At 46.9% G+C, this 18,955-nt stretch carries 20 protein-coding genes and 1 pseudogene; 5 read left to right on the top strand and 16 right to left on the bottom strand.

Annotated elements, in window-relative coordinates:
- Positions 1 to 32 precede the first annotated feature (32 nt).
- The 4 genes and pseudogenes from BLR88_RS05005 to BLR88_RS04990 form a co-directional block, all read right to left on the bottom strand.
- Positions 33 to 548 carry an adenine phosphoribosyltransferase gene (locus tag BLR88_RS05005; protein ID WP_057897934.1) on the bottom strand — a complete coding sequence of 172 codons (516 nt, stop codon included), beginning with the start codon at positions 546 to 548 and terminating at the stop codon, positions 33 to 35.
- Entirely contained in the window at positions 538 to 2,880 is a 2,343-nt protein-coding gene (gene recJ / locus BLR88_RS05000) for a single-stranded-DNA-specific exonuclease RecJ (protein WP_057897933.1), read from the bottom strand. The genes BLR88_RS05005 and recJ overlap by 11 nt, the downstream gene beginning before the upstream one ends.
- Positions 2,881 to 2,950: 70 nt before the next feature.
- Positions 2,951 to 3,178 (bottom strand): annotated as a pseudogene (locus BLR88_RS04995) (cation transporter dimerization domain-containing protein); the annotation flags it as partial.
- A complete protein-coding gene (locus BLR88_RS04990) occupies positions 3,150 to 3,569 on the bottom strand; it encodes a hypothetical protein (RefSeq protein ID WP_057897931.1) in 420 nt (139 codons plus the stop codon). The pseudogene BLR88_RS04995 and the gene BLR88_RS04990, both read right to left, overlap by 29 nt.
- Before the next feature lie 151 nt (positions 3,570 to 3,720).
- On the opposite strand from BLR88_RS04990, the gene BLR88_RS04985 reads away from it, so the two are divergent.
- Positions 3,721 to 4,140: a hypothetical protein gene (locus BLR88_RS04985; protein WP_091260101.1), complete on the top strand. Its 420-nt coding sequence runs from the start codon at positions 3,721 to 3,723 to the stop codon at positions 4,138 to 4,140.
- Positions 4,141 to 4,455: 315 nt separating this feature from the next.
- On the opposite strand, the gene secF is transcribed toward BLR88_RS04985, so the two are convergent.
- The 3 genes from secF to BLR88_RS04970 form a co-directional block, all read right to left on the bottom strand.
- The gene (secF, locus tag BLR88_RS04980; protein ID WP_236781962.1) at positions 4,456 to 5,349 is read right to left on the bottom strand and encodes a protein translocase subunit SecF; all 894 of its coding nucleotides are present in this window, start codon (positions 5,347 to 5,349) and stop codon (positions 4,456 to 4,458) included.
- A gap of 10 nt (positions 5,350 to 5,359) precedes the next feature.
- Positions 5,360 to 6,598 (bottom strand): protein translocase subunit SecD, encoded by a 1,239-nt coding sequence (gene secD / locus BLR88_RS04975; RefSeq protein WP_091260099.1) that lies wholly within the window; start codon positions 6,596 to 6,598, stop codon positions 5,360 to 5,362.
- A 235-nt stretch (positions 6,599 to 6,833) separates the two neighbouring features.
- Positions 6,834 to 7,091: a post-transcriptional regulator gene (locus BLR88_RS04970; protein WP_057897929.1), complete on the bottom strand. Its 258-nt coding sequence runs from the start codon at positions 7,089 to 7,091 to the stop codon at positions 6,834 to 6,836.
- Between the two features lie 102 nt (positions 7,092 to 7,193).
- Between BLR88_RS04970 and spoVB the strand changes: the two genes are divergently transcribed.
- Positions 7,194 to 8,771 (top strand): stage V sporulation protein B, encoded by a 1,578-nt coding sequence (spoVB, locus tag BLR88_RS04965; RefSeq protein ID WP_057897928.1) that lies wholly within the window; start codon positions 7,194 to 7,196, stop codon positions 8,769 to 8,771.
- A gap of 121 nt (positions 8,772 to 8,892) precedes the next feature.
- On the opposite strand, the gene corA is transcribed toward spoVB, so the two are convergent.
- On the bottom strand, positions 8,893 to 9,864 hold the full coding sequence (gene corA / locus BLR88_RS04960; protein WP_057897927.1) for a magnesium/cobalt transporter CorA: 972 nt from the start codon (positions 9,862 to 9,864) through the stop codon (positions 8,893 to 8,895).
- Between the two features lie 179 nt (positions 9,865 to 10,043).
- Between corA and BLR88_RS04955 the strand changes: the two genes are divergently transcribed.
- Positions 10,044 to 10,421, top strand: a complete 378-nt coding sequence (locus BLR88_RS04955; RefSeq protein WP_057897926.1) for a TIGR04086 family membrane protein — start codon at positions 10,044 to 10,046, stop codon at positions 10,419 to 10,421.
- A 37-nt stretch (positions 10,422 to 10,458) separates the two neighbouring features.
- Here BLR88_RS04955 and yajC read toward each other — a convergent pair whose 3' ends face one another.
- From yajC to BLR88_RS04930, 5 genes are all read right to left on the bottom strand, one after another.
- Positions 10,459 to 10,743, bottom strand: a complete 285-nt coding sequence (gene yajC, locus BLR88_RS04950) for a preprotein translocase subunit YajC (protein ID WP_057897925.1) — start codon at positions 10,741 to 10,743, stop codon at positions 10,459 to 10,461.
- Positions 10,744 to 10,861: 118 nt separating this feature from the next.
- The gene (tgt, locus tag BLR88_RS04945) at positions 10,862 to 11,992 is read right to left on the bottom strand and encodes a tRNA guanosine(34) transglycosylase Tgt (RefSeq protein ID WP_057897924.1); all 1,131 of its coding nucleotides are present in this window, start codon (positions 11,990 to 11,992) and stop codon (positions 10,862 to 10,864) included.
- A 19-nt stretch (positions 11,993 to 12,011) separates the two neighbouring features.
- Positions 12,012 to 13,040 (bottom strand): tRNA preQ1(34) S-adenosylmethionine ribosyltransferase-isomerase QueA, encoded by a 1,029-nt coding sequence (gene queA / locus BLR88_RS04940; protein ID WP_057897923.1) that lies wholly within the window; start codon positions 13,038 to 13,040, stop codon positions 12,012 to 12,014.
- A gap of 93 nt (positions 13,041 to 13,133) precedes the next feature.
- Entirely contained in the window at positions 13,134 to 14,546 is a 1,413-nt protein-coding gene (locus BLR88_RS04935; RefSeq protein ID WP_091260098.1) for a SpoIID/LytB domain-containing protein, read from the bottom strand.
- A gap of 225 nt (positions 14,547 to 14,771) precedes the next feature.
- Positions 14,772 to 15,593 (bottom strand): lipoate--protein ligase family protein, encoded by an 822-nt coding sequence (locus BLR88_RS04930; protein WP_091260096.1) that lies wholly within the window; start codon positions 15,591 to 15,593, stop codon positions 14,772 to 14,774.
- Positions 15,594 to 15,804: 211 nt separating this feature from the next.
- Here BLR88_RS04930 and BLR88_RS04925 point away from each other — a divergent pair, with 211 nt between their 5' ends.
- Both BLR88_RS04925 and BLR88_RS04920 read left to right on the top strand, forming a co-directional pair.
- Complete coding sequence (locus BLR88_RS04925; RefSeq protein WP_057897920.1) at positions 15,805 to 16,218, top strand: MarR family winged helix-turn-helix transcriptional regulator; 414 nt, start codon at positions 15,805 to 15,807, stop codon at positions 16,216 to 16,218.
- A 30-nt stretch (positions 16,219 to 16,248) separates the two neighbouring features.
- The gene (locus BLR88_RS04920) at positions 16,249 to 16,929 is read left to right on the top strand and encodes a YczE/YyaS/YitT family protein (protein ID WP_057897919.1); all 681 of its coding nucleotides are present in this window, start codon (positions 16,249 to 16,251) and stop codon (positions 16,927 to 16,929) included.
- An 83-nt stretch (positions 16,930 to 17,012) separates the two neighbouring features.
- Here BLR88_RS04920 and BLR88_RS04915 read toward each other — a convergent pair whose 3' ends face one another.
- Genes BLR88_RS04915 through ruvA form a run of 3 tightly spaced genes read right to left on the bottom strand, consistent with a single transcriptional unit; the run spans position 17,013 to position 18,884 of the window.
- A complete protein-coding gene (locus BLR88_RS04915; RefSeq protein ID WP_057897918.1) occupies positions 17,013 to 17,231 on the bottom strand; it encodes a DUF2905 domain-containing protein in 219 nt (72 codons plus the stop codon).
- Complete coding sequence (ruvB, locus tag BLR88_RS04910; protein ID WP_057897917.1) at positions 17,228 to 18,232, bottom strand: Holliday junction branch migration DNA helicase RuvB; 1,005 nt, start codon at positions 18,230 to 18,232, stop codon at positions 17,228 to 17,230. The genes BLR88_RS04915 and ruvB overlap by 4 nt, the downstream gene beginning before the upstream one ends.
- Positions 18,233 to 18,245: 13 nt before the next feature.
- A complete protein-coding gene (ruvA, locus tag BLR88_RS04905) occupies positions 18,246 to 18,884 on the bottom strand; it encodes a Holliday junction branch migration protein RuvA (protein WP_057897916.1) in 639 nt (212 codons plus the stop codon).
- Between the last annotated feature and the right edge of the window lie 71 nt (positions 18,885 to 18,955).

The raw sequence follows: 18,955 nt of genomic DNA, 5'->3' as shown, positions 1-18,955 counted from the left end.
ATGTTTGTCTGCATCGCGAAAGGGTCGCAAAATCAATACTGTATCAATGTAAAGATATCGTGTTCATCACCAAGTTTCTCGCGGCCGTTCAAATACGTAAGTTCGATCAGGAAAGCAAAGCCAACGATTTCGCCGCCAAGCTGCTTAACAAGGTTAAGCGTCGTTTGAATTGTCCCGCCGGTAGCAAGCAAATCATCAGCAATAAGTACACGCTGCCCAGGTTGAATAGCGTCTTTGTGCATCGCAAGCGCATCTTTTCCATATTCGAGGGAGTACTCCGCCTGGACGGTTTCACAAGGCAGTTTCCCCTTTTTGCGAACCGGCACAAATCCGGCTCCAAGTTGAATGGCAAGCGGACAACCTACAACAAAGCCGCGCGCTTCCGGCCCTACAATAAGATCCGGCTTTTTCTCACGTGCAAATTCGGCCAATTTTTCAATGGCAGCTTTGTAAGCCGGGCCATCTTTTAAAAGTGTCGTAATATCCTTAAAGCGAATGCCTTCATGTGGATAGTCCGGAATGACCCGAATTTTTTCTTTAAAGTCCATGATACATCTTCTCCTTTGTCCCGGCGTCCTGTAGCACCAATTGCTTCAAAAACGCACGCAATGATTGATATGAAGAATATAACAGCTCGGTTTCAAGTTCCAGGGCTTCTTTCTTCCGCTGGTAAACGCGGGATTCGGTCAGATCCCGCTTTTCCGTTTTTTTCACTAGCTCGTACACTTCTCCGTCGTCGGAAAGAAAACCAAGCTCAAGAAAAACTTCCAGAATGAAAGACACAGCCGACGGCATAAGCTTCTTCGCTTTGGCAAGCAACGGAATGTCTTTATGCGCCAGTTTTTTATGCTGATAAACCGCCTTATACACTTCTTTAAACTGCTCACGCGAAGGCAAAGCAGGCAAAGAATCCGGCTCCTCCCCGAACAGACAATACAGCCGCTCCAAGGTCGAACAAGCGTTCAGAACTTCTTTCAGCTCAGCGAAAGAACGCGGCAAATCATATAGCACAAGCTGGCGCGTCCCTGGCTTCGGCTCAAGATAAAGCGTGCGCCAAGAAGCGGATTGCCGCTCTAGCTGTTCCTGTCCGCGCGGCCGAAACGCGACGACACGTGCACGCACCTCCCCGTCCAAGGCTTTTAACTTATCCGCCTTACCGCGCGTACCGCGCCAATCGAAGATCTGCATTCCCGGTATGGCCAAATCTTTCAAAATAAACTGGACTCTGCGCTGGTTATTCCATTCATTCACCGCCAGTTCGCCCACAATATTTGCTTCATCACGAAGCGACAGGTCGGCGCTAATATCGGCCATTTTAAAACCGATTCCATCCAGCGTGACACCATCTTGATGGAACTGGCATTTGATGTGGTTCCCATCTTTGCCGATGATGCGCAGATCCACAATTTCTACGTCTTCGATCAAAATGCGAGGGCTGGGATTGCCAACACCGAACGGAGCAAGCCGCTCCAGCTGCTCAATCGTCTCCAGATTCGCGTCAGCAAGCCGGCATACAGCGTCCACTTTGGTAATCGGAATGTAATCTTCTTTCGTTAGCCAATCTCGCGCCAATTCGTTTAAACGACGGCGCAATTCTGGTACATCGGAAACCGCGAGCGTCATCCCCGCTGCCATTGGATGGCCGCCGTAATGCGGCAAAATATCATCGCATTCTGTGAGTGCTTCATACATATTAAAGCCGGCAATACTGCGTGCCGACCCTTTTGCCTTGTTTTCGTCCGCCTTGACGCTAAGCACGATCGCTGGACGGTAAAACTTTTCTACAAGCCTAGAAGCGACGATGCCGATCACGCCCTCGTTCCATCCTTCCTTCGCCACGACTAGTACATTCGTTTCTTCCTCCGGCATCGCAAGCACTAGCTGCTCCGCCTCCGCTGCAATCGCTTCCACCAGATCCTGTCGCTCTTTGTTTAGCATGTCCAGCTCATATGCGTATTTTTCGGCATCTTCCGGATTGTTCGTAATAAACATTTTGACCGCTCGATCCGCCGTTTCCAGCCGTCCACTTGCGTTAATGCGCGGACCTATACCGAATCCGACGTGATAAGCAGAAACTTTGCCTTCGATACCGCACACCTTCTTCAACGCCTGAATGCCAGGATTAGCAGAATGCTCAAGCGCTTTTAGACCCAGTTTAGAAATAAGGCGGTTTTCATCAACAAGCGGAACGAGGTCAGCAATCGTTCCAATGGCGGCAATTTCGAGCAAGTGATACGGAAACTCGCCGAGCAAAGCGTGTGCAAATTTAAAAGCGACTCCAGCTCCGGCCAGCATTTTAAACGGATACGGACAACCGGGCTTCTTTGGATTAATTACCGCGTACGCATCCGGCAGCACCTCAGGTGGCTCATGATGGTCAGTAATAATCAGATCAAGGCCGAGTTCTTTCGCGAGTTCCGCCTCTTTTACCGCGCTGATTCCCGTGTCGACCGTCAGCACAACCGCAAACCCATTTTCCGCTGCTTTCGTAAGTGCCCCCTCATTCAATCCGTACCCTTCTGTAAACCGGTTTGGGATATAATATTGAAACGTCGCGCCCGCCATGCGCATCGTGTGAATCATAATACTGGTGCTGGTCACGCCGTCTGCGTCATAGTCGCCGTAAATCAAAATCGTTTCTCCCGCTTCAATCGCTTCCTTCACACGGGTGACAGCTGTGTCCATTCCGTCCAACAAAAAAGGATCATAAAAGTCGTGCACGCTGCCACCCAGGAATTTTTCAGCCTCTTCCAACGTACAAATACCTCGTCCAACAAGAAGTTGGGCAATTAGCGGTGGAATATGTAATCGCTGCTGCAAGCGCAGTGCAAGCTCTTGATCAATTTCTTCTATTTTCCAGCGGGTCTTAGATTTTACCAACGTCTTTCCCCACCTCCCTCTAAACACTTGTTCATTATACTAGAGGGGGGAAAAATTGGGCAACTGCCGTTTAATGCAAAATCGAACCTTCGTGTTCATTTGTTTCCGTTTTGTAAAAGGGGATACGTTGCAGATCGTCTTCAAGGGTGCGTGCATACGGGTTGACATGTACAAATACATTCTGCATGTTCGAAAAATTCTCCAGTAATGCTTTTTTTACATGTTTTCCGATACGGCGCCCTTCTTCTACCGTAATATTGGCATCCAGGCTAATTTTCACATCCACAATCACATAATGACATTTCAGTGTATCCTTTTATAGCAGGAGCTGTTAAATCACCATAAATATACTTATGGCCGTTCGGCTCGTCCCATACAATTTGATCAATATATAGAACTGTAACAGGCGGCGCGGAGTCAAATGCACTAATGCCAGATAGCTGCACTTCTTGTTTTGCTTCTTTTTCTACTTTCGTGCGCATTTCTTCCTTGATTTTAATTGATTCCTCCGGTGTTATCTGTTTAATTTCCAAGTTCGGATACTTCTTCTTTGTATCTTTTTCAAAATGTTCAACTACTGACAACTCCTTATCAGTCTTTTTTTCCGCTTGTGTAGCAGCTTGGATAATACCAGAGATGCTGAAACACATTAAAGTTGCAAGAATGGAAAGCTTAAACTTTTTCTTCATCTTTTATCTACCAAAAATAGTTTGATATGGATTTAAAAAACCATTATATAACATTTTATTGTAGATTAAAGTAAAAAAATGCAAATCAATTATTTGAATTTATCCGATATTATTAGTGGTAAGAAAAGCAATTAAATAAAGGAGTTATAAAATGGATACAGGATTCCTAAAAAGTCGTTCTGATTTAGAAATGAGATCTGGTTACTTTTTTCTTCACGCTTTCTATGGATATAAGGGAAAATATCAAGATTTTAAGGATGCAATGTTAAATACGAAAGAACCCATAAATCCAGATAACGTTAAGCAAGTATCTACAGCAGATGCAAACTGGAAGCGTTCAAACGGAACTAGCGAACTGTTTGTTCAAGTAGAAGAAAGAGCCGGGGAGTTAGGTTTGTTGGATGAAAAAGCGTACCAACAAACAATGGAACGTCTTCAGCAACGTTCCAAGAAGTATGCGTATATGTCTATTGAAGGACGAGGCATAAGTCAAAGCTTCAATCTTTCTCAAGCTTTCACTAATAGCAAATGGCGCACTGTTTCTGACTTGTACGAACGTAACATGTTTTAAGATAATCTTTACGGTGGACTCCCCACCACTTAGCTATCGCTTGAAGTGGGGGCTTCTTGGGTAATACCTGCCAACGCAGATACGTTTAGCAATTTACCAAGCTAACCCCGTTGTCCCAACGGTTCAGAAAAAGGAAATATGATCATGTTTCATAAGAGAACCGTTCCTTTGGTGGTTGTTGTTTCGTCACTTCAATTTTGCCAAATGGAGCGATTCTCTTTTATATTTAAAAAAAAGAGGGTGAACCCTCAAAGGAAATTTTTAGTTCCTTTTGGGTCACCCTCTTTTTTCTATCTCCCTGTAGTATGGCTGGTCTTACGCTTCATTATTAGCAGGCGCCAATTTTTTCTTTTTCTTCAATTCGCGCTCTTTTAGCGATACCCAAATCTGGCTGGCGATAAAGATAGATGAGTACGCCCCGAATACAAGGCCGATAATCAAAGCAAGCGTAAACGAACGGATGCTTTCGCCGCCGAAAATGAAGAGGGCAATCGCGCATACAAGCACGGTCAGAACCGTATTGATAGAACGTGTGAGCGTCTGACGAATACTGAGATTCACCATGTCCTCAATGTCCTGAATCTTTTTGATTTTTGTCTTCTTCAAATTATCGCGGATGCGGTCAAAAATAACGATCGTGTCATTAATCGAATAACCAACAATCGTCAAAATCGCCGCAATGAAAGGCAAGTCCACTTCGATGTGGAACAGGCTGAAAATCGTAATAACAAGAAACGCGTCGTGCAACAACGCGAGGACAGCCGCAAAAGCAAACTTAAACTCAAAGCGTATGGTAATATAGATAATAATCCCTATGGAAGCGATAAGCACCGCATACAGCGCGGAACGCGCCAGCTCACGGCTAACCATAGAGTCAACTGTACTCTGTTGCAGATCGACATGTTTTCCGTATTTGCTCTGCATCGCTTTGGTTAGCTTCGCATAGTCCTCTTTCGTAATCGGGTCCGCAAACTGAATGACCGCAATGTCCCGATTGTCACCGGCGGTCGTAACACTGCCCGGCTTCAATCCAAGCTGCTCCGCGTCCTTTTTGATCTGCTCCTCAGAAAACGTCTTGCCGACGTGCACCTGAACGCGCGAACCGCCCTTAAAGTCGACGCCGAGATTCATCCCCATCGTCAAAAGCGAAACCACGCCGATGAGAACCAAGATAAGCGAAACAATAAAGTAATATTTTCGGTTTTTCACGAAATCAAAATTAGAGTTCACGGATGTCACGCTCCCTTACCCCGAAATACGCCGGTTTTTTGAACAGATTGGAACGTACCACCAAGTTCAGCAGGAGCCGACTTCCCACCACTGATGTAAGCATGCTCATCACGATACTCAGAATCAGGATGACGGCAAAGCCTTTTACCGAACTAGAACCAAACTGGAACAACACAAGCGCTGCGATAATGGTCGTAATGTTCGCGTCGAGAATCGTGCTCAACGAACGCTGGGAGCCTACCCTAAGCGCCGACAGAATCGTTTTGCCGCTGCGCAGCTCTTCCTTGATGCGCTCATACATGATAATATTGGCGTCCACCGCCATGCCGACCCCAAGAATAAACGCCGCGATTCCCGGCAGCGTCAGCGTAACGTCCATCAAGTTCTGCACGAGCAGCAAAAGAAACATATAAGCAGAAATCATGATGCAGGCGATAACGCCCGGCAGACGATATACTGCCAGCATAAAAATGTATACAAGGGCGATTCCGATAACCCCGGCTTTAATTCCGTTCTGCAATGATTGAGTGCCCAGCTTCGCGCCAACGCTTGTCGAGAACACTTCTTTCATTTTTACCGGCAGCGCGCCCGCATTCAGCAAAGCAGCCAAATTTTTCGCTTCCTGTATGCTTTCCTGACCGTCAATCTGAGCGCTTCCGTTCGGGATCACTTCGCGGATGGTAGGCGCAGTCAGCATTTTTTCGTCAAGATAAATCCCCATCGGCTGTCCCACATACTTCTGCGTAACTTCAGCGAATTTTTTCGCGTCTTTAAACTGCAGAGTAACAACCGGTTGCTGTGTCTGAGGATCCAATACACCTTTAGCCCCGTTCTCTGCAAGATCCGATCCTTTCATCAGGATATGACCCTGCATGTCACGGAATGTCAAATTGGCAGGCTTACCAATTACGTTGCGCGCTTGCTCCTGATCATGCACACCGGCCAACTTAACGCGAATCCGATTCGTCCCCTCCACCGTAATCTCAGGCTCGGTTACACCAAGTACATTGACGCGTCTCTCGATTGCATAAACCGCATCTTTCACCGTCTGCTGCGTCATTTTGGCACCCGGTTCAAGCGGAGACACTTCGTATAAGATTTCAAATCCTCCGCGCAAATCGAGACCGAGCGTAGTGCTTTTCGCCACTTTTTCCCCATACACTCCAATCACGCCGAAAACAAGCAGCGTAATAAGGAGAAAAGTGACGATCCGACTCCAATTAATCATTAGCCGTACTTCCTCCTTTTTCAACCAATACACTCTATTATAGTCGCCCTTATTTTTTACTGTCAATTTAAGGTCCAATGGAAAATAAGACAGCTGACAGACAAGCTCGTCTTTTAGTCCCCGCATCATACGTAAGAACAAAAAGAAAAACGAGCGCATATGACAAATATCAATACGGCTCGTTTTTCTTTTACGCATAAATAAGCGATTGGTTTCTTAAATAGACTGTTACAAATCATTCCACTTTCTTCAAGTCGATTGCTAGCGGTTCTTCCCGATAGGCGCGCATCGTCATCCAATTCATCCAGAGACCGGGTTTTAGTGACAAAATATCGTTGACAATTTTATAAAGCGGGGGCATTTCCTTATATTTCTCTGATACACACTCCCAAATTTCCTCTATTGTAATATCCTCATAGCCGAGCATGGCGAACTCCTGTGCCTTGATTTCGCATACATAAGCCAACTGTTCGTCAAGCGGATAGTTTGCCATTTCACAAAGCCTCCTGTTCTTACAAGTTAGTTTAAGGCATGTTTGCACAGGGTACATGCATATGCTGTCAACAAATACGCATGAGAAAAGTGAGGGCATAGGATGACGAAACAAACGTTTATCAAAGGAACGATAATTCTTGTTCTCGCCGGCCTGATTGTAAAAGTATTGGGCTTCATCAACCGCATTATGCTGGCCCGCATCATTGGCGCAGAAGGGCTTGGCCTATACCAGATGGCGGTACCAACGCTAATTCTTATTATTTCGCTCGCGACATTCGGCCTGAACGTTTCGGTGTCCAAGCTGGTTGCCGAAGCGGACGCGCGGGGCGAAAGCGGAAAAGTCCGCTCCATTCTGCAAATTTCGCTCGTTATCGTTTCAATACTTAGCCTGATATTTACTGCTGTCATGACTATCGGCGCTTCCATTATCTCGCGTTACTTTCTTACGGATGAACGAGCGTTTTACCCGCTGATCGCCATCGCTCCCATCGTTCCGCTTGTCGCTGTCTCCTCCGTATTGCGCGGGTACTTCCAGGGCAAACAAAACATGGTACCAACAGCCAGTTCGCAAGTGGTTGAACAAATCGTTCGCATGTTTACGGTTATTATTCTTGCTTCTTGGCTTATGCCGCGCGGCGTTGAATATGCGGCGGCCGGCGCGATGGTGGGCGTGGTTATCGGGGAAGGATGCGGAATGTTGAGCCTGCTCTTGCAATTTCGCAGGCAACGTCTACCGCGGATTTTCCAGCAGCGCAGCCTGTCCGAAACGTTGGAGCGGAACCGCGGAACATTCCGCAGTCTGCTCGATATTTCCGTTCCGGTAACCACAAGCCGGATTGTGTCTTCCCTTACGTTTTTTATCGAACCAATTATCGTGGCGCAAAGCTTGATGCTCGCCGGCATTTCAGCCAGCGCCGCAACCAGCTTTTACGGGCAATTGGCTGGAATGGCGATTCCTCTCTTAATTTTTCCGACATTTATTACGTATTCGCTCTCGGTTTCGCTTGTTCCTGCCGTCGCGGAAGCGGCAGCGCAAAAAAACGATCAGCTTATCCACCGCCGCATCTATCAGTCGATAAGGCTGGCGCTTGTCATCAGCGCCCCATGCGCCGCCCTGCTTTACGTATTTGCCGAACCGCTTGCTTCTTTGCTGTATCATGACGAAAAAGTCGGACATTTCCTTAAACTGATGGCCCCTTACTCGATTTTCCTGTACTTTCAGGCACCGCTTCAGGCTGCGTTACAAGGGCTTGATTACGCAGGAGTAGCCATGCGAAACACCATTATCGGGGCATTATTAAAAACAGCGGCCATCTTCCTGCTCGCTTCCCGTCCGGAATTCGGATTCGACGGGGTGGTTCTGTCGGTGAATATCAGTATTTTATCGGTGACATTGCTCCATTTCTTCAGCCTTAGCAAAGTAACAGGCTTTACAGTCGAGATAAAAGATTTGCTAAAAGTTATTGTCAGTGTAGTGCTGGCAAGTTACGCCGCGCTACATATGACGCGTCACTGGTCACACGTAATGGAACTTTGGCAAGCGATACTGCTCGGAACCGGACTTGCTCTTATTGTTTATGCGCTTCTTCTCGTCTGGCTCAAAGTGCTCGGTAAACAGGACGTCGAACGCATTCCGTGGATCGGCCCGGCGCTCGCCCACTTCCTGTCTAAACGATAAGCGGTTCAAGCAAAAGCGCAGAAGCGTCCACAACTGTCTCCATCCTTGAACGCGATCCGAATGCTTTACGGACGCCGCTTTTGCTAAGAAGAATGGGATATGGATGAACAGGCTGATTTCGCTACAACCAGCGCTTGCGCTTAAAATAGAGAAGCATAAGAGCAATAACCGTAAACAATATCCCCATAATCGCCCAGAAACTGTAAGGCGAATCCTGTCCAGGCAAATGGACATTCATACCCATAAGACCAGTAATAAAAGTGAGCGGCATCATAATGGTGGAAATAATGGTAAGAATCTGCATCGTTTCAGTCGTTTTGGCGCTAACGATCGAATAATACGTATCGAGCGCACCGTTTACGAGATCGCGGGACGTCTCTGCGGAATCCACAAGCCGTTCAAGATGGTCCACCAAGTCAATATAGAATGGAATATTTTCTTCATTAATTTTGAATAGCATAGTTCCGTTCACCGGTGCGAAAATCCGTTTTTGCGGCAAAATTACGCGACGAATCAGGATAATGGTACGCTTTAGGGCCAGGAACTCTTCCGTAATGGCTTCCATCTGATGCTCATACATCTCATCTTCTAACTCATCAATCCGCGCGCTAATCCGATCCATAATCGGAAAATACTCGTCAGTAATACCGTCTACAATGGAATACAGGAGAAAATCCGGGCCTCGATTCATGTATTTTTTGCTGTGCAGACTAACAGCTGCAATCCGCCCAATACTTGGCATTGGCTTCTTATGAATCGTAACAATATAGTTAGAACCTAAAAACACATTTAATTCAAGCGTCGTAATTTCATTATCGCTCTCTTCGTTATACCTCAACGCATGAATGACGAAAAAATAATAGTTTTCATAGTCATCTACTTTCGCGCGGGGACTTACATGTAAACAGTCTTCGATCGCCAGCGGGTGAAAGTTGAAAATATCGGCCACATATTGTAGTTCATCATTGCCTACATCATACAGATCAATCCACAGCAAATCTTCCGGCGAACGAAGAAAACTATGCACCTGGCTTAAATCGACATCATGGTGCATCGTTTGTTGTGAATGATTATAAAAATATGTTTTAATCACGGATTTTCACCCCCTGAAATGCAATGCAAAAAGCATTGTGCAGTTGTTTTCATTTTACCATCATTCGAAAAATTCTTCCGTGTTTTCAGATGGAATTTATAGAGGAAGCGGGTAGATCTGCTGAGCATAATCCGTCCATTTCGTTCATAGGATTTGTACAAAAAAGCGAGGTGTGTCCGATGTTGAAAATAAGTCAAGTAAAGCTTCCAGTAGTAGCCGGCTTCATCTATACGTTTGTCATTGTATTCATCGGTGCTGTCCTTTTTTCACTTATTCTTGCGTTTACTGGCACGCGCGAAGCTTCCCTTCCCACCTTTGTTTACGCGGTAAATGGCCTGGCATTGTTTTTCGGCGGTTTTGTATCCGGCAAGCGCGGAGGCGAAAAAGGCTGGTACTATGGTGGAATGACAGGACTATTTTATTACCTTTTCGTGCTTCTGCTCAGCTTCCTTGGTTTTGACGCCAAATTCGGCGTAAGTCACCTCTACTCTCTTCTTCTTTCCTTCCTTATAGCCGCTATTGGAGGCATTATCGGAGTAAATATAACAAAGAGGTAAAAAAAAGCGGGAGCATGAGCGCTTCCCGCTTTCTTTACTATTGCGACTTCTGCACGCTTTCGCCGATGACGGACTGTACCGCCATCTTTTCAAACGTCAGCTTATGGCCGCCGGCATTGATTACGATTGTATTGTTTTCATCGTTGATTAAATCAATCGTGCCGTGCAATCCACCAATTGTGACAACACGATCCCCTTTTTTCAGGGCGGCCAGCATCGCATTTCGCTGCTTCTGGCGCTTTTGATTCGGACGAATCAAAAGAAAATAAAAGATAGCAAACAATACAACCCACAAAATTACTTGCTGCATACCCGCACTCATGGTATTCCTCCTTTTTTCATTACTTATATTCTTGCCAGTCCACGTTTTTTCCTAAAACGTTTTCTTTATTATTTTAAAAAAAAACATAGAACTAGGCGGGCTTCATATACCAAAAATTCTAGAATCCTCGCGTCTCTGTGATGCCATACTTCGCAAAAAACTCGTCCCGGAAATCACGCAGACGATCTTCCATAATCGCCTGACGTACCTGCTTCATCAAGTTTAGCAGGAAGTACAGGTTATGATATGTTGTCAGACGTACGCCGAGAATCTCATCACAACGGATAAGATGACGAATATACGCGCGCGTATAATTACGACAGGTGTAGCAATCGCAATTCGGATCAAGCGGCGTAAAATCGCGCGCATACTTAGCATTGCGAATGACCAGGCGACCTTCGCTTGTCATACACGTACCATTGCGCGCAATACGTGTCGGTAACACGCAGTCGAACATATCGATCCCTCGCATTGCCCCTTCGATCAAAGCATCCGGAGAACCAACACCCATCAAATAGCGCGGCTTATTCGCTGGAAGAAGCGGCACCGTATAATCCAATACTTCATACATCAACTGGTGGGGCTCGCCCACGCTTAACCCGCCAATCGCATAACCCGGAAAGTCAAGGGACGTGATGTCGCGTGCGCTCTGCTCGCGCAAATCACGATACATACCGCCCTGCACAATTCCGAACAGCGCCTGATCATGCGGTCGCTTATGCGCTTTTAAGCAACGTTCTGCCCAACGGGTCGTTCGCTCCATAGAAGGCCTGACATATTCTCTCTCAGCCGGATATGGCGCACATTCATCAAATGCCATAATAATATCCGCACCCAGCGCATTTTGAATTTCGGTCGCTTTTTCCGGGCTAATGAACAGCTTTTCGCCGCTTAAATGCGAACGGAACGCTACACCTTCTTCGTCGATCTCACGCAGATTGCTTAAGCTAAATACCTGAAAGCCACCACTATCGGTCAAAATGGCCCGATCCCAATTCATAAACGAATGGAGTCCGCCCGCTTCCGCCACCAACTCATGTCCGGGACGTAGAAAAAGATGGTACGTATTACTCAGAATAATCTGTGCGTTCATCTCTTTCAGCTCTTCTGGCGTCATTGTTTTCACTGTGGCCAGCGTGCCTACCGGCATAAAAACCGGCGTATCTATCGTTCCGTGTGGTGTGTGCAGTTTCCCGAGCCGCGCTCCCGTCTGCTTGCATGTTTTAATCAATTCATAGCGTACTGCCAATGTTATGTCCTCCTACTTCTTACAAAATCAGCATCGCATCACCAAAACTGAAGAAACGATATTTCAGACGAATGGCTTCTTCATAGGCGCGAAGAATATTTTCACGTCCCGCAAGTGCGCTTACAAGCATGACAAGAGTTGACTTTGGCAGGTGAAAGTTTGTCACAAGTCCATCAATGACGCTGAACGTATAGCCGGGATAAATAAAAATATTTGTCCAGCCTTCTTCTGCGACCAGCTTTCCGCCATGCTTTTTGCCGATGGTCTCCAGCGTGCGGCAGGAAGTAGTCCCTACGGCTACAATACGTCCGCCACGCGCTTTGGTTTCATTAATAATGCGAGCATTTTCCTCATTCAGCATATAATATTCGCTGTGCATCTCGTGCTCTTCCACCGTTTCCGCCATGACCGGCCGGAACGTTCCAAGCCCAACATGAAGCGTCAAAAACGCAAGATTTATCCCCATCGCCTTCAGCTCTGCCAAATACTCTTTCGTAAAATGAAGGCCCGCCGTCGGCGCCGCTGCAGAACCACGATGCTTGGCATATACGGTCTGATACCGCTCGCTATCATTCAACTGCGCTTTAATGTACGGAGGCAGCGGCATTTCTCCTAATTGATCCAGAAGCTCGTTGAAAATCCCTTTATATTCGAAACGAATCATTCGCCCGCCCACTTCCGTACTATCCAAGCATTCGGCCGTAAGTAAGCCATCGCCGAAGAGAATACGCGTGCCGGGTTTGACCCTTTTCCCCGGTTTTACAAGCGTCTCCCAACAATCATCACCAAGCGGTTTAAGCAACAGCACCTCAATATGGGCACCTGTTCCTTCTTTCACGCCAAAAAGCCGGGCAGGAATTACCCTCGTATCATTTAACACGAGGGTATCGCCGGCTTTTAAATATCCCTTCAAATCGGTGAATTGTCGGTGCTCAACTGCTCCTGTCTGCTTGTTCAGCACAAGCAGTCTGGAAGCGGTTCTCTCCGGAAGCGGATTCTGCGCGATAAGTTCTTCTGGTAAATAAAAATCGAAATCGTTGACGTTCACGGCCTATCCCTCAGCTTTATTTTAAATCATCAGTATAACGTCCTCTATCATACCGATTTTTTCCCTTATGTGCAAGGAATAGACATAAAACTGTTAATTTCCTGCTTCATAATTTTCGCTAATTTGTGCGGGAGCATAATAAAATTGTAAAATGTCCTGATAGTTCATTCCTTCTTTGGCCATTTGTCTTGCTCCCCATTGACTCATGCCAACACCATGGCCCCAACCGCTTCCAATAAACGTAACTGAAACCGGTTTGACTGCCGGATCGCTACTTCCCTGATCGAGCGTTTTTTTCTGATCGGCCCCTTGCAACACAAGCCCAGAACCAGCGACTGTTTTTTCCGTGGTTCCGTTTGTTATTGTTAATGAACCTATGTCTTTGCGCTCGGTAGTCACCCCATTGTAAGCGGACAGCAACTCTTTTGGCGAAACAGGCGCATTATAATTGACCTGTACATGATACAATGAACTTTTCAGGCCCAGCACGGAACGCGCCTCATCTTTGGTCAAGTGTACCGTACCTTTATCGCCTTCAATCATCAAATCAGCGATACGTCCAGAGGGATACGTTTGCTTTACTTCTACCTTTTTTATCGTACCAATCGCAGGCGTGCGATTTTTAAGTTTTTCCTGCAACTGGGCAATGGTCATCGTCTCCTGCCAATTTTTATACGGCGAAATTTTGGCGTCATACGGATCAGGCTTGGCTGTTAAGTACGGTGCGCCTTTAGAGTTTTTCCACACATTCTCCGGTGCTTCGCTATGTCCGCCGTTGCTAGACGCATATAACGCTTCGATTAATTCGCCATTATATGAAAGAACTTGACCTCTCGTCTCTTCTACTGCGGCGTTGGAATTCGGATGCTCAATCGAGACTCCCTGGTACGCCTGATATTGAGTCGTATCGTTAATAGCCGCACCGTGCTTTGCTATCATTTGGCGCATAGCATACGTACGGGCAGCAACCGCTTGCGCTTTCAGCGCTTCCCGCTCCCAGGAAGCGCTCATCTCTCGCGGAACAACACCTTTTAAATAGTTTTCCATTCCAAGCTCGTTAATAGGAATAATGCGGGGCTTCGTTCCTTTATATCCAAGCTGAAATTCCATGGCTCCGCGGTACTTGAAGCTCTTACTCTTTCCCTGCACTTGTATGATTGAATTTTTCGCTTCCTGTATTACCGGAACAGCCCGAATTGTGCTCTGCCCTTGCAGAAGCGGCACAGGCAAACCAATTGACCCGTATTGGTATAAACTAAGCGTTCCATTTTCGATTTGTACAAAATACTTCTGCCCTGCTAGCAACATAACATTCGGGTGGTTCTCTATGATATAATTGCTTTCTATCGTAAATGAAAGATTCGTTAACGCTTCCTCACTTCCTGACGCAAACGGAGTCACCAATTCTACTCTCACCATTGGTTCGTCCATCGCTTGCGCTTGGCCGGAAAACGGCAACAGCAAACCTATACTCAAAACTACCGAAAATACTTTCCCCAGTTTCATCTTTCTCGCAACCTTTCTCCTCTATCCACCTGATTTGATATTTTAACAATTGTACACTGGGCATTCGTGCCACAATTCTATTCTATCAACTTTAATTAAATTAGACGTCCAAAAAGAAAGAAAGTCGCCCAAAATTTACTAAGAAAAATCCAAAGTCTATACCAAATTTTGCGCCTGGCGAATTCTCTATGTAGTAAAATATGAATATCAAATAACCAGATTCTCTTATAAATGGGGATTTCTCGCTTCCATACTAGCTACATTAACCGCAAACTCTTCCGTTTCCTCTGACAAAAGCTGAGAGAACTCGACCCGCTCAGCTCGGCTCTCTATCACTTTCACCGCTCGCTGCATTAAATCTTGAGAGGAAATCTCCCGTCCAATTAGTTCGGATAACGAAGCGACTGTCTCCGGGCGGACAAAAGGAAACGTATCATTTGGACATGCCGCTTTATCATAAAAGCCCCGAACCAGCTCGGCTCTCGCACTGCCGCTTCCATCGGCCAGCAAAAACGCCTGCACAGCTACCGCGCCCCGTCTTCGACGCTGCGCCAGTCCACCGAATTTTCGCCCATCAATGTTTACGTCAAAATCACCCGGACAGTAAGAGCCAGCAACTTCTCCCGTCTCTACTCGCACGCCATAAGGTTCTAGCATGAGGCGAATAAACTCTGCCATTGTCCGGTAGCCAGCGTGAATATCGGCAAATGCATCTTCAGCGGGAAGGATAAGCGACAAATTCAAAACGCCAGCGTCCAGCACAACCGCTGCGCCTCCAGAGTTACGTACGATAGGCAAATATCCTTTTTCCTTCAGATAAGCCAGTCCTTCTCGGATGCCGCTTAATTTATAGTCCACGTTTCCCAGCACGACATTATTATGATGCACCCAGCCACGCATCACCGCCGGACTATGTCGCAGGCGAACTGATGTGCACAACGTATCATCCATCGCAAAGGAATACAACGCATGAAAAGACGGATGGGTTTTCGTCTGATCAATAATCCGCCATTCGGTATGGCCGAACAAACCGCTTTCCTGTTTCATTATTTTTATCCCCTTCATAATATTGAATGCCGATCTATCAAGCTATATTTATATACGATACCTCTTACTTTACAGGAATCTATCCATCGTTTGCAATCCATAATAAATAGCGGACGATGGTTAACTGAAGCATCATTGTATATTGACATTTATCTTGTTTTTCCTTATATTTAGCTAGGTAATTAATTAGTGATAAGGGGTTTTTTGTGTTATGAATGTATACGGCCACCGCATCAATCAGGCAGCCAGACATTTTGTTAAAAAGTTGAATGAACACCTTGCTCCACTCGATTTATATAATGCCCAATGGGCCGTTATCCTTCGTTTACGGGAAAACGGAACATCTACGCAAGTTGAACTATGCAACGAGCTGTGTGTAGAACCGCCCACGATGACGCGTACGCTTGCCCGCATGGAACAGGGGGGATGGATTACCCGTGAAGAAGGAACAGACAGACGTGAACGAAAAGTGAAATTGTCGCAGAAAGCGTATGAAATGCTTCCCGTCTTGGAAAAAGCGTCCGAAATGGTAGAAACGCAGGCACTCAAAGGAATTAAGGAAGAAGATTTAAGGATATTCACCTGTGTGTTGGAGCAAATGGTAAAAAACTTAAATGAAAAATAAAAAGGATGGGAGAGAAGGAGGGTTGTCAACATGAACCAACACCAAAAAGCGGGCAGGTATCTGACACGGTTCATCTTGTTTATCGCGGGCCTGTTCATTCTTTCGCTAGGTGTCGTCATAATGATGCAGGCAGGTTTGGGGGTTAACTCTTGGGATGTGCTGCACATCGGTCTTACACAAATGACGTCATTATCCATGGGTACATGGGTGCAAATCGTCGGCATTATTGTTATCGCGCTTACCTGCTATCTAGAACGTAAATTTCCTTCTGTCGGCACCGTACTCAATATTGTCCTTATCGGTTTCTTTATCAATTGGATTTTGTCCCTGCATATCATTACCTCTCTGCACAATTTCTGGCTTAATCTCATTATGCTTATTTTCGGAATTGTGCTTATGGGATTTGGCGCAGGCATGTATGTCGCTTCCGGCCTTGGTGCCGGCCCGAGGGACGGTCTTACGCTAGTACTGTCCGACCGCCTCGGCTGGTCCATTAGCCGCGTGCGCACAATGCTGGAAGGCATCGCCCTTTTTCTTGGCTGGCTGGTGCACGGCCCTATCTTTATCGGCACTCTACTTTCAGTATTTCTCATCGGCCCGGTCATGCAGGTTTCCCTGCTCTTCTGGCGCAAGCAATTGGTGCCGTCGGTCGCTAAACCGACCAAACTTCAGAAAGTGGCGTCGATTAAGGCTGCGGCACGCCGCTCATGAGAAAAACTCGCGGTTGTTTCCTTGTTTACTCACGAAGAAAAAGCCACGAGCCATCGAAGATGAGGGCTCGTGGCTTTCGTCTATCAACGAAACAGCCGGAACAAATAAAACAGAAGCGAAAGCACGATACTCAGAACGATACTGGTCATTACCGGGAAATAAAAGCGGAAATTTTCTTTTTCTATCACGATATCGCCCGGCAAACGCCCCAAATTCAGAAAACGTCCTCCTACTTGCCAAAGAAAACCAAGAACAATCAATACAACTCCAACAACAATCAGCATTTTCGCTACTGGATTCATACGCCCGGCACCTCCTTGCCGAAATACTGGTACGCGAGCGGCGTTGCCACGCGCCCGCGCGGTGTGCGCTGCAAAAAACCGATCTGCATCAAATAAGGTTCGCACACATCTTCAATCGTCTCCGCTTCTTCACTCACAGTGGCCGCCAATGTATCCAGCCCAACCGGGCCTCCCCCGAACAAGTCTATAATAGATAACAGCAATTTATGATCAATCTCGTCCAGTCCTAACCGATCCACTTGAATACGTTCCAGCGCTTCGCAGGCCAACTCGCCGGTAATCACTCCATCGCCCTGAACCTGGGCAAAATCGCGCACCCGCTTCAAAAGGCGGTTCGCAATCCTTGGCGTACCGCGAGAGCGCCGTGCGATTTCCTCCGCTCCTTCTCCGCGAATTTCGACGCCGAAAATCTCCGCCGCCCGCATCACAATGTATGTGAGTTCATCTACGGCATAATACTCCAGACGACTCACTACACCAAATCGGTCACGCAGTGGCGCGGACAGCATTCCGGCTCGAGTCGTAGCCCCCACCAACGTAAATGGTGGGAGGTCAAGACGCACCGATTTTGCCCCTGGTCCTTTCCCAATGACAATGTCCAGCGCAAAATCCTCCATTGCCGGATACAGCACTTCCTCTACGCTGCGCGGCAGACGGTGAATCTCATCGATGAACAATACGTCCCCCGGCGCAAGACCAGTCAGAATCGCCGCCAAATCGCCAGGGCGCTCAATCGCCGGACCTGATGTCGTTCGCAAATTGACTCCCAGCTCGTTGGCAATAATCGCGGACAATGTTGTTTTCCCAAGCCCCGGCGGGCCGTACAACAACACATGGTCAAGCGCCTCATTCCGAAGCTTAGCCGCTTCAATAAATACTTTCAGATTCTCCTTAATCTGCTTCTGGCCGATATATTCGGCCAGATACCGGGGACGAAGGCTGAATTCTATGTTGTATTCTTCCATATCGTGCGCATGGGCAGATATGATTCGCTCTTCCATACTATCTCCCCCCTTATGTTGTCAAAAAGAATTGCAAAGCACGCTTTACGATTTTATCGGTAGAAGCCAAATCAGCCCCTTCTTTCTCCAGCTTTTTCATCGCTTTCTGAATTTCCGCCTGACTGTAGCCAAGCGCGGCGAGCGCCTCCATCGCTTCCTGCTTCGGCTCATCAAATGCATGAAGCAGTGTTGGCTGATCCGTTGCCTCCAGCCGATCAGCCACTTTCAGCGCCGTTTGTTCTACGTTTGACATCGCCTTCAGCTTGTCTTTCAAATCGAGAATAATACGCTGGGCCGTCTTTTTGCCGATACCAGGAAAACGCGTCAAAAATCCGATATCCTCACGGGCCACAGCGGCGATAATTTGCTCAGGTGTTCCGGCTGACACCATCGCCAACGCTCCCTTCGGTCCAATGCCAGAGACGTCGAGCAGCTTGCGGAACAAATCGCGCTCACCCCGCGTCGGGAACCCGTAGAGATGCATCGCATCCTCGCGCACATAATGGTGCGTATAGACACGCACCTGCCTTGTTTCTCCCTCTCTATATTGAAAAGGATTCCCCGAAAATATACGGTAGCCAATACCATGGGAGACGATTACAATTGAATCAGCTTCCACATAGGCGACCTGTCCCTCAATAAAATCAATCATGTCATTTTCCCCCTGCTTTTGCCATAAACCTGATTCTTTTATTTTACACTATCTTAAAAAAGGCGAACATG

The sequence above is a fragment of the Aneurinibacillus thermoaerophilus genome, assembly GCF_900099925.1.
GTDB classification, from domain to species: domain Bacteria; phylum Bacillota; class Bacilli; order Aneurinibacillales; family Aneurinibacillaceae; genus Aneurinibacillus; species Aneurinibacillus thermoaerophilus.
This window is presented reverse-complemented; position numbering and strand designations above follow the sequence as displayed.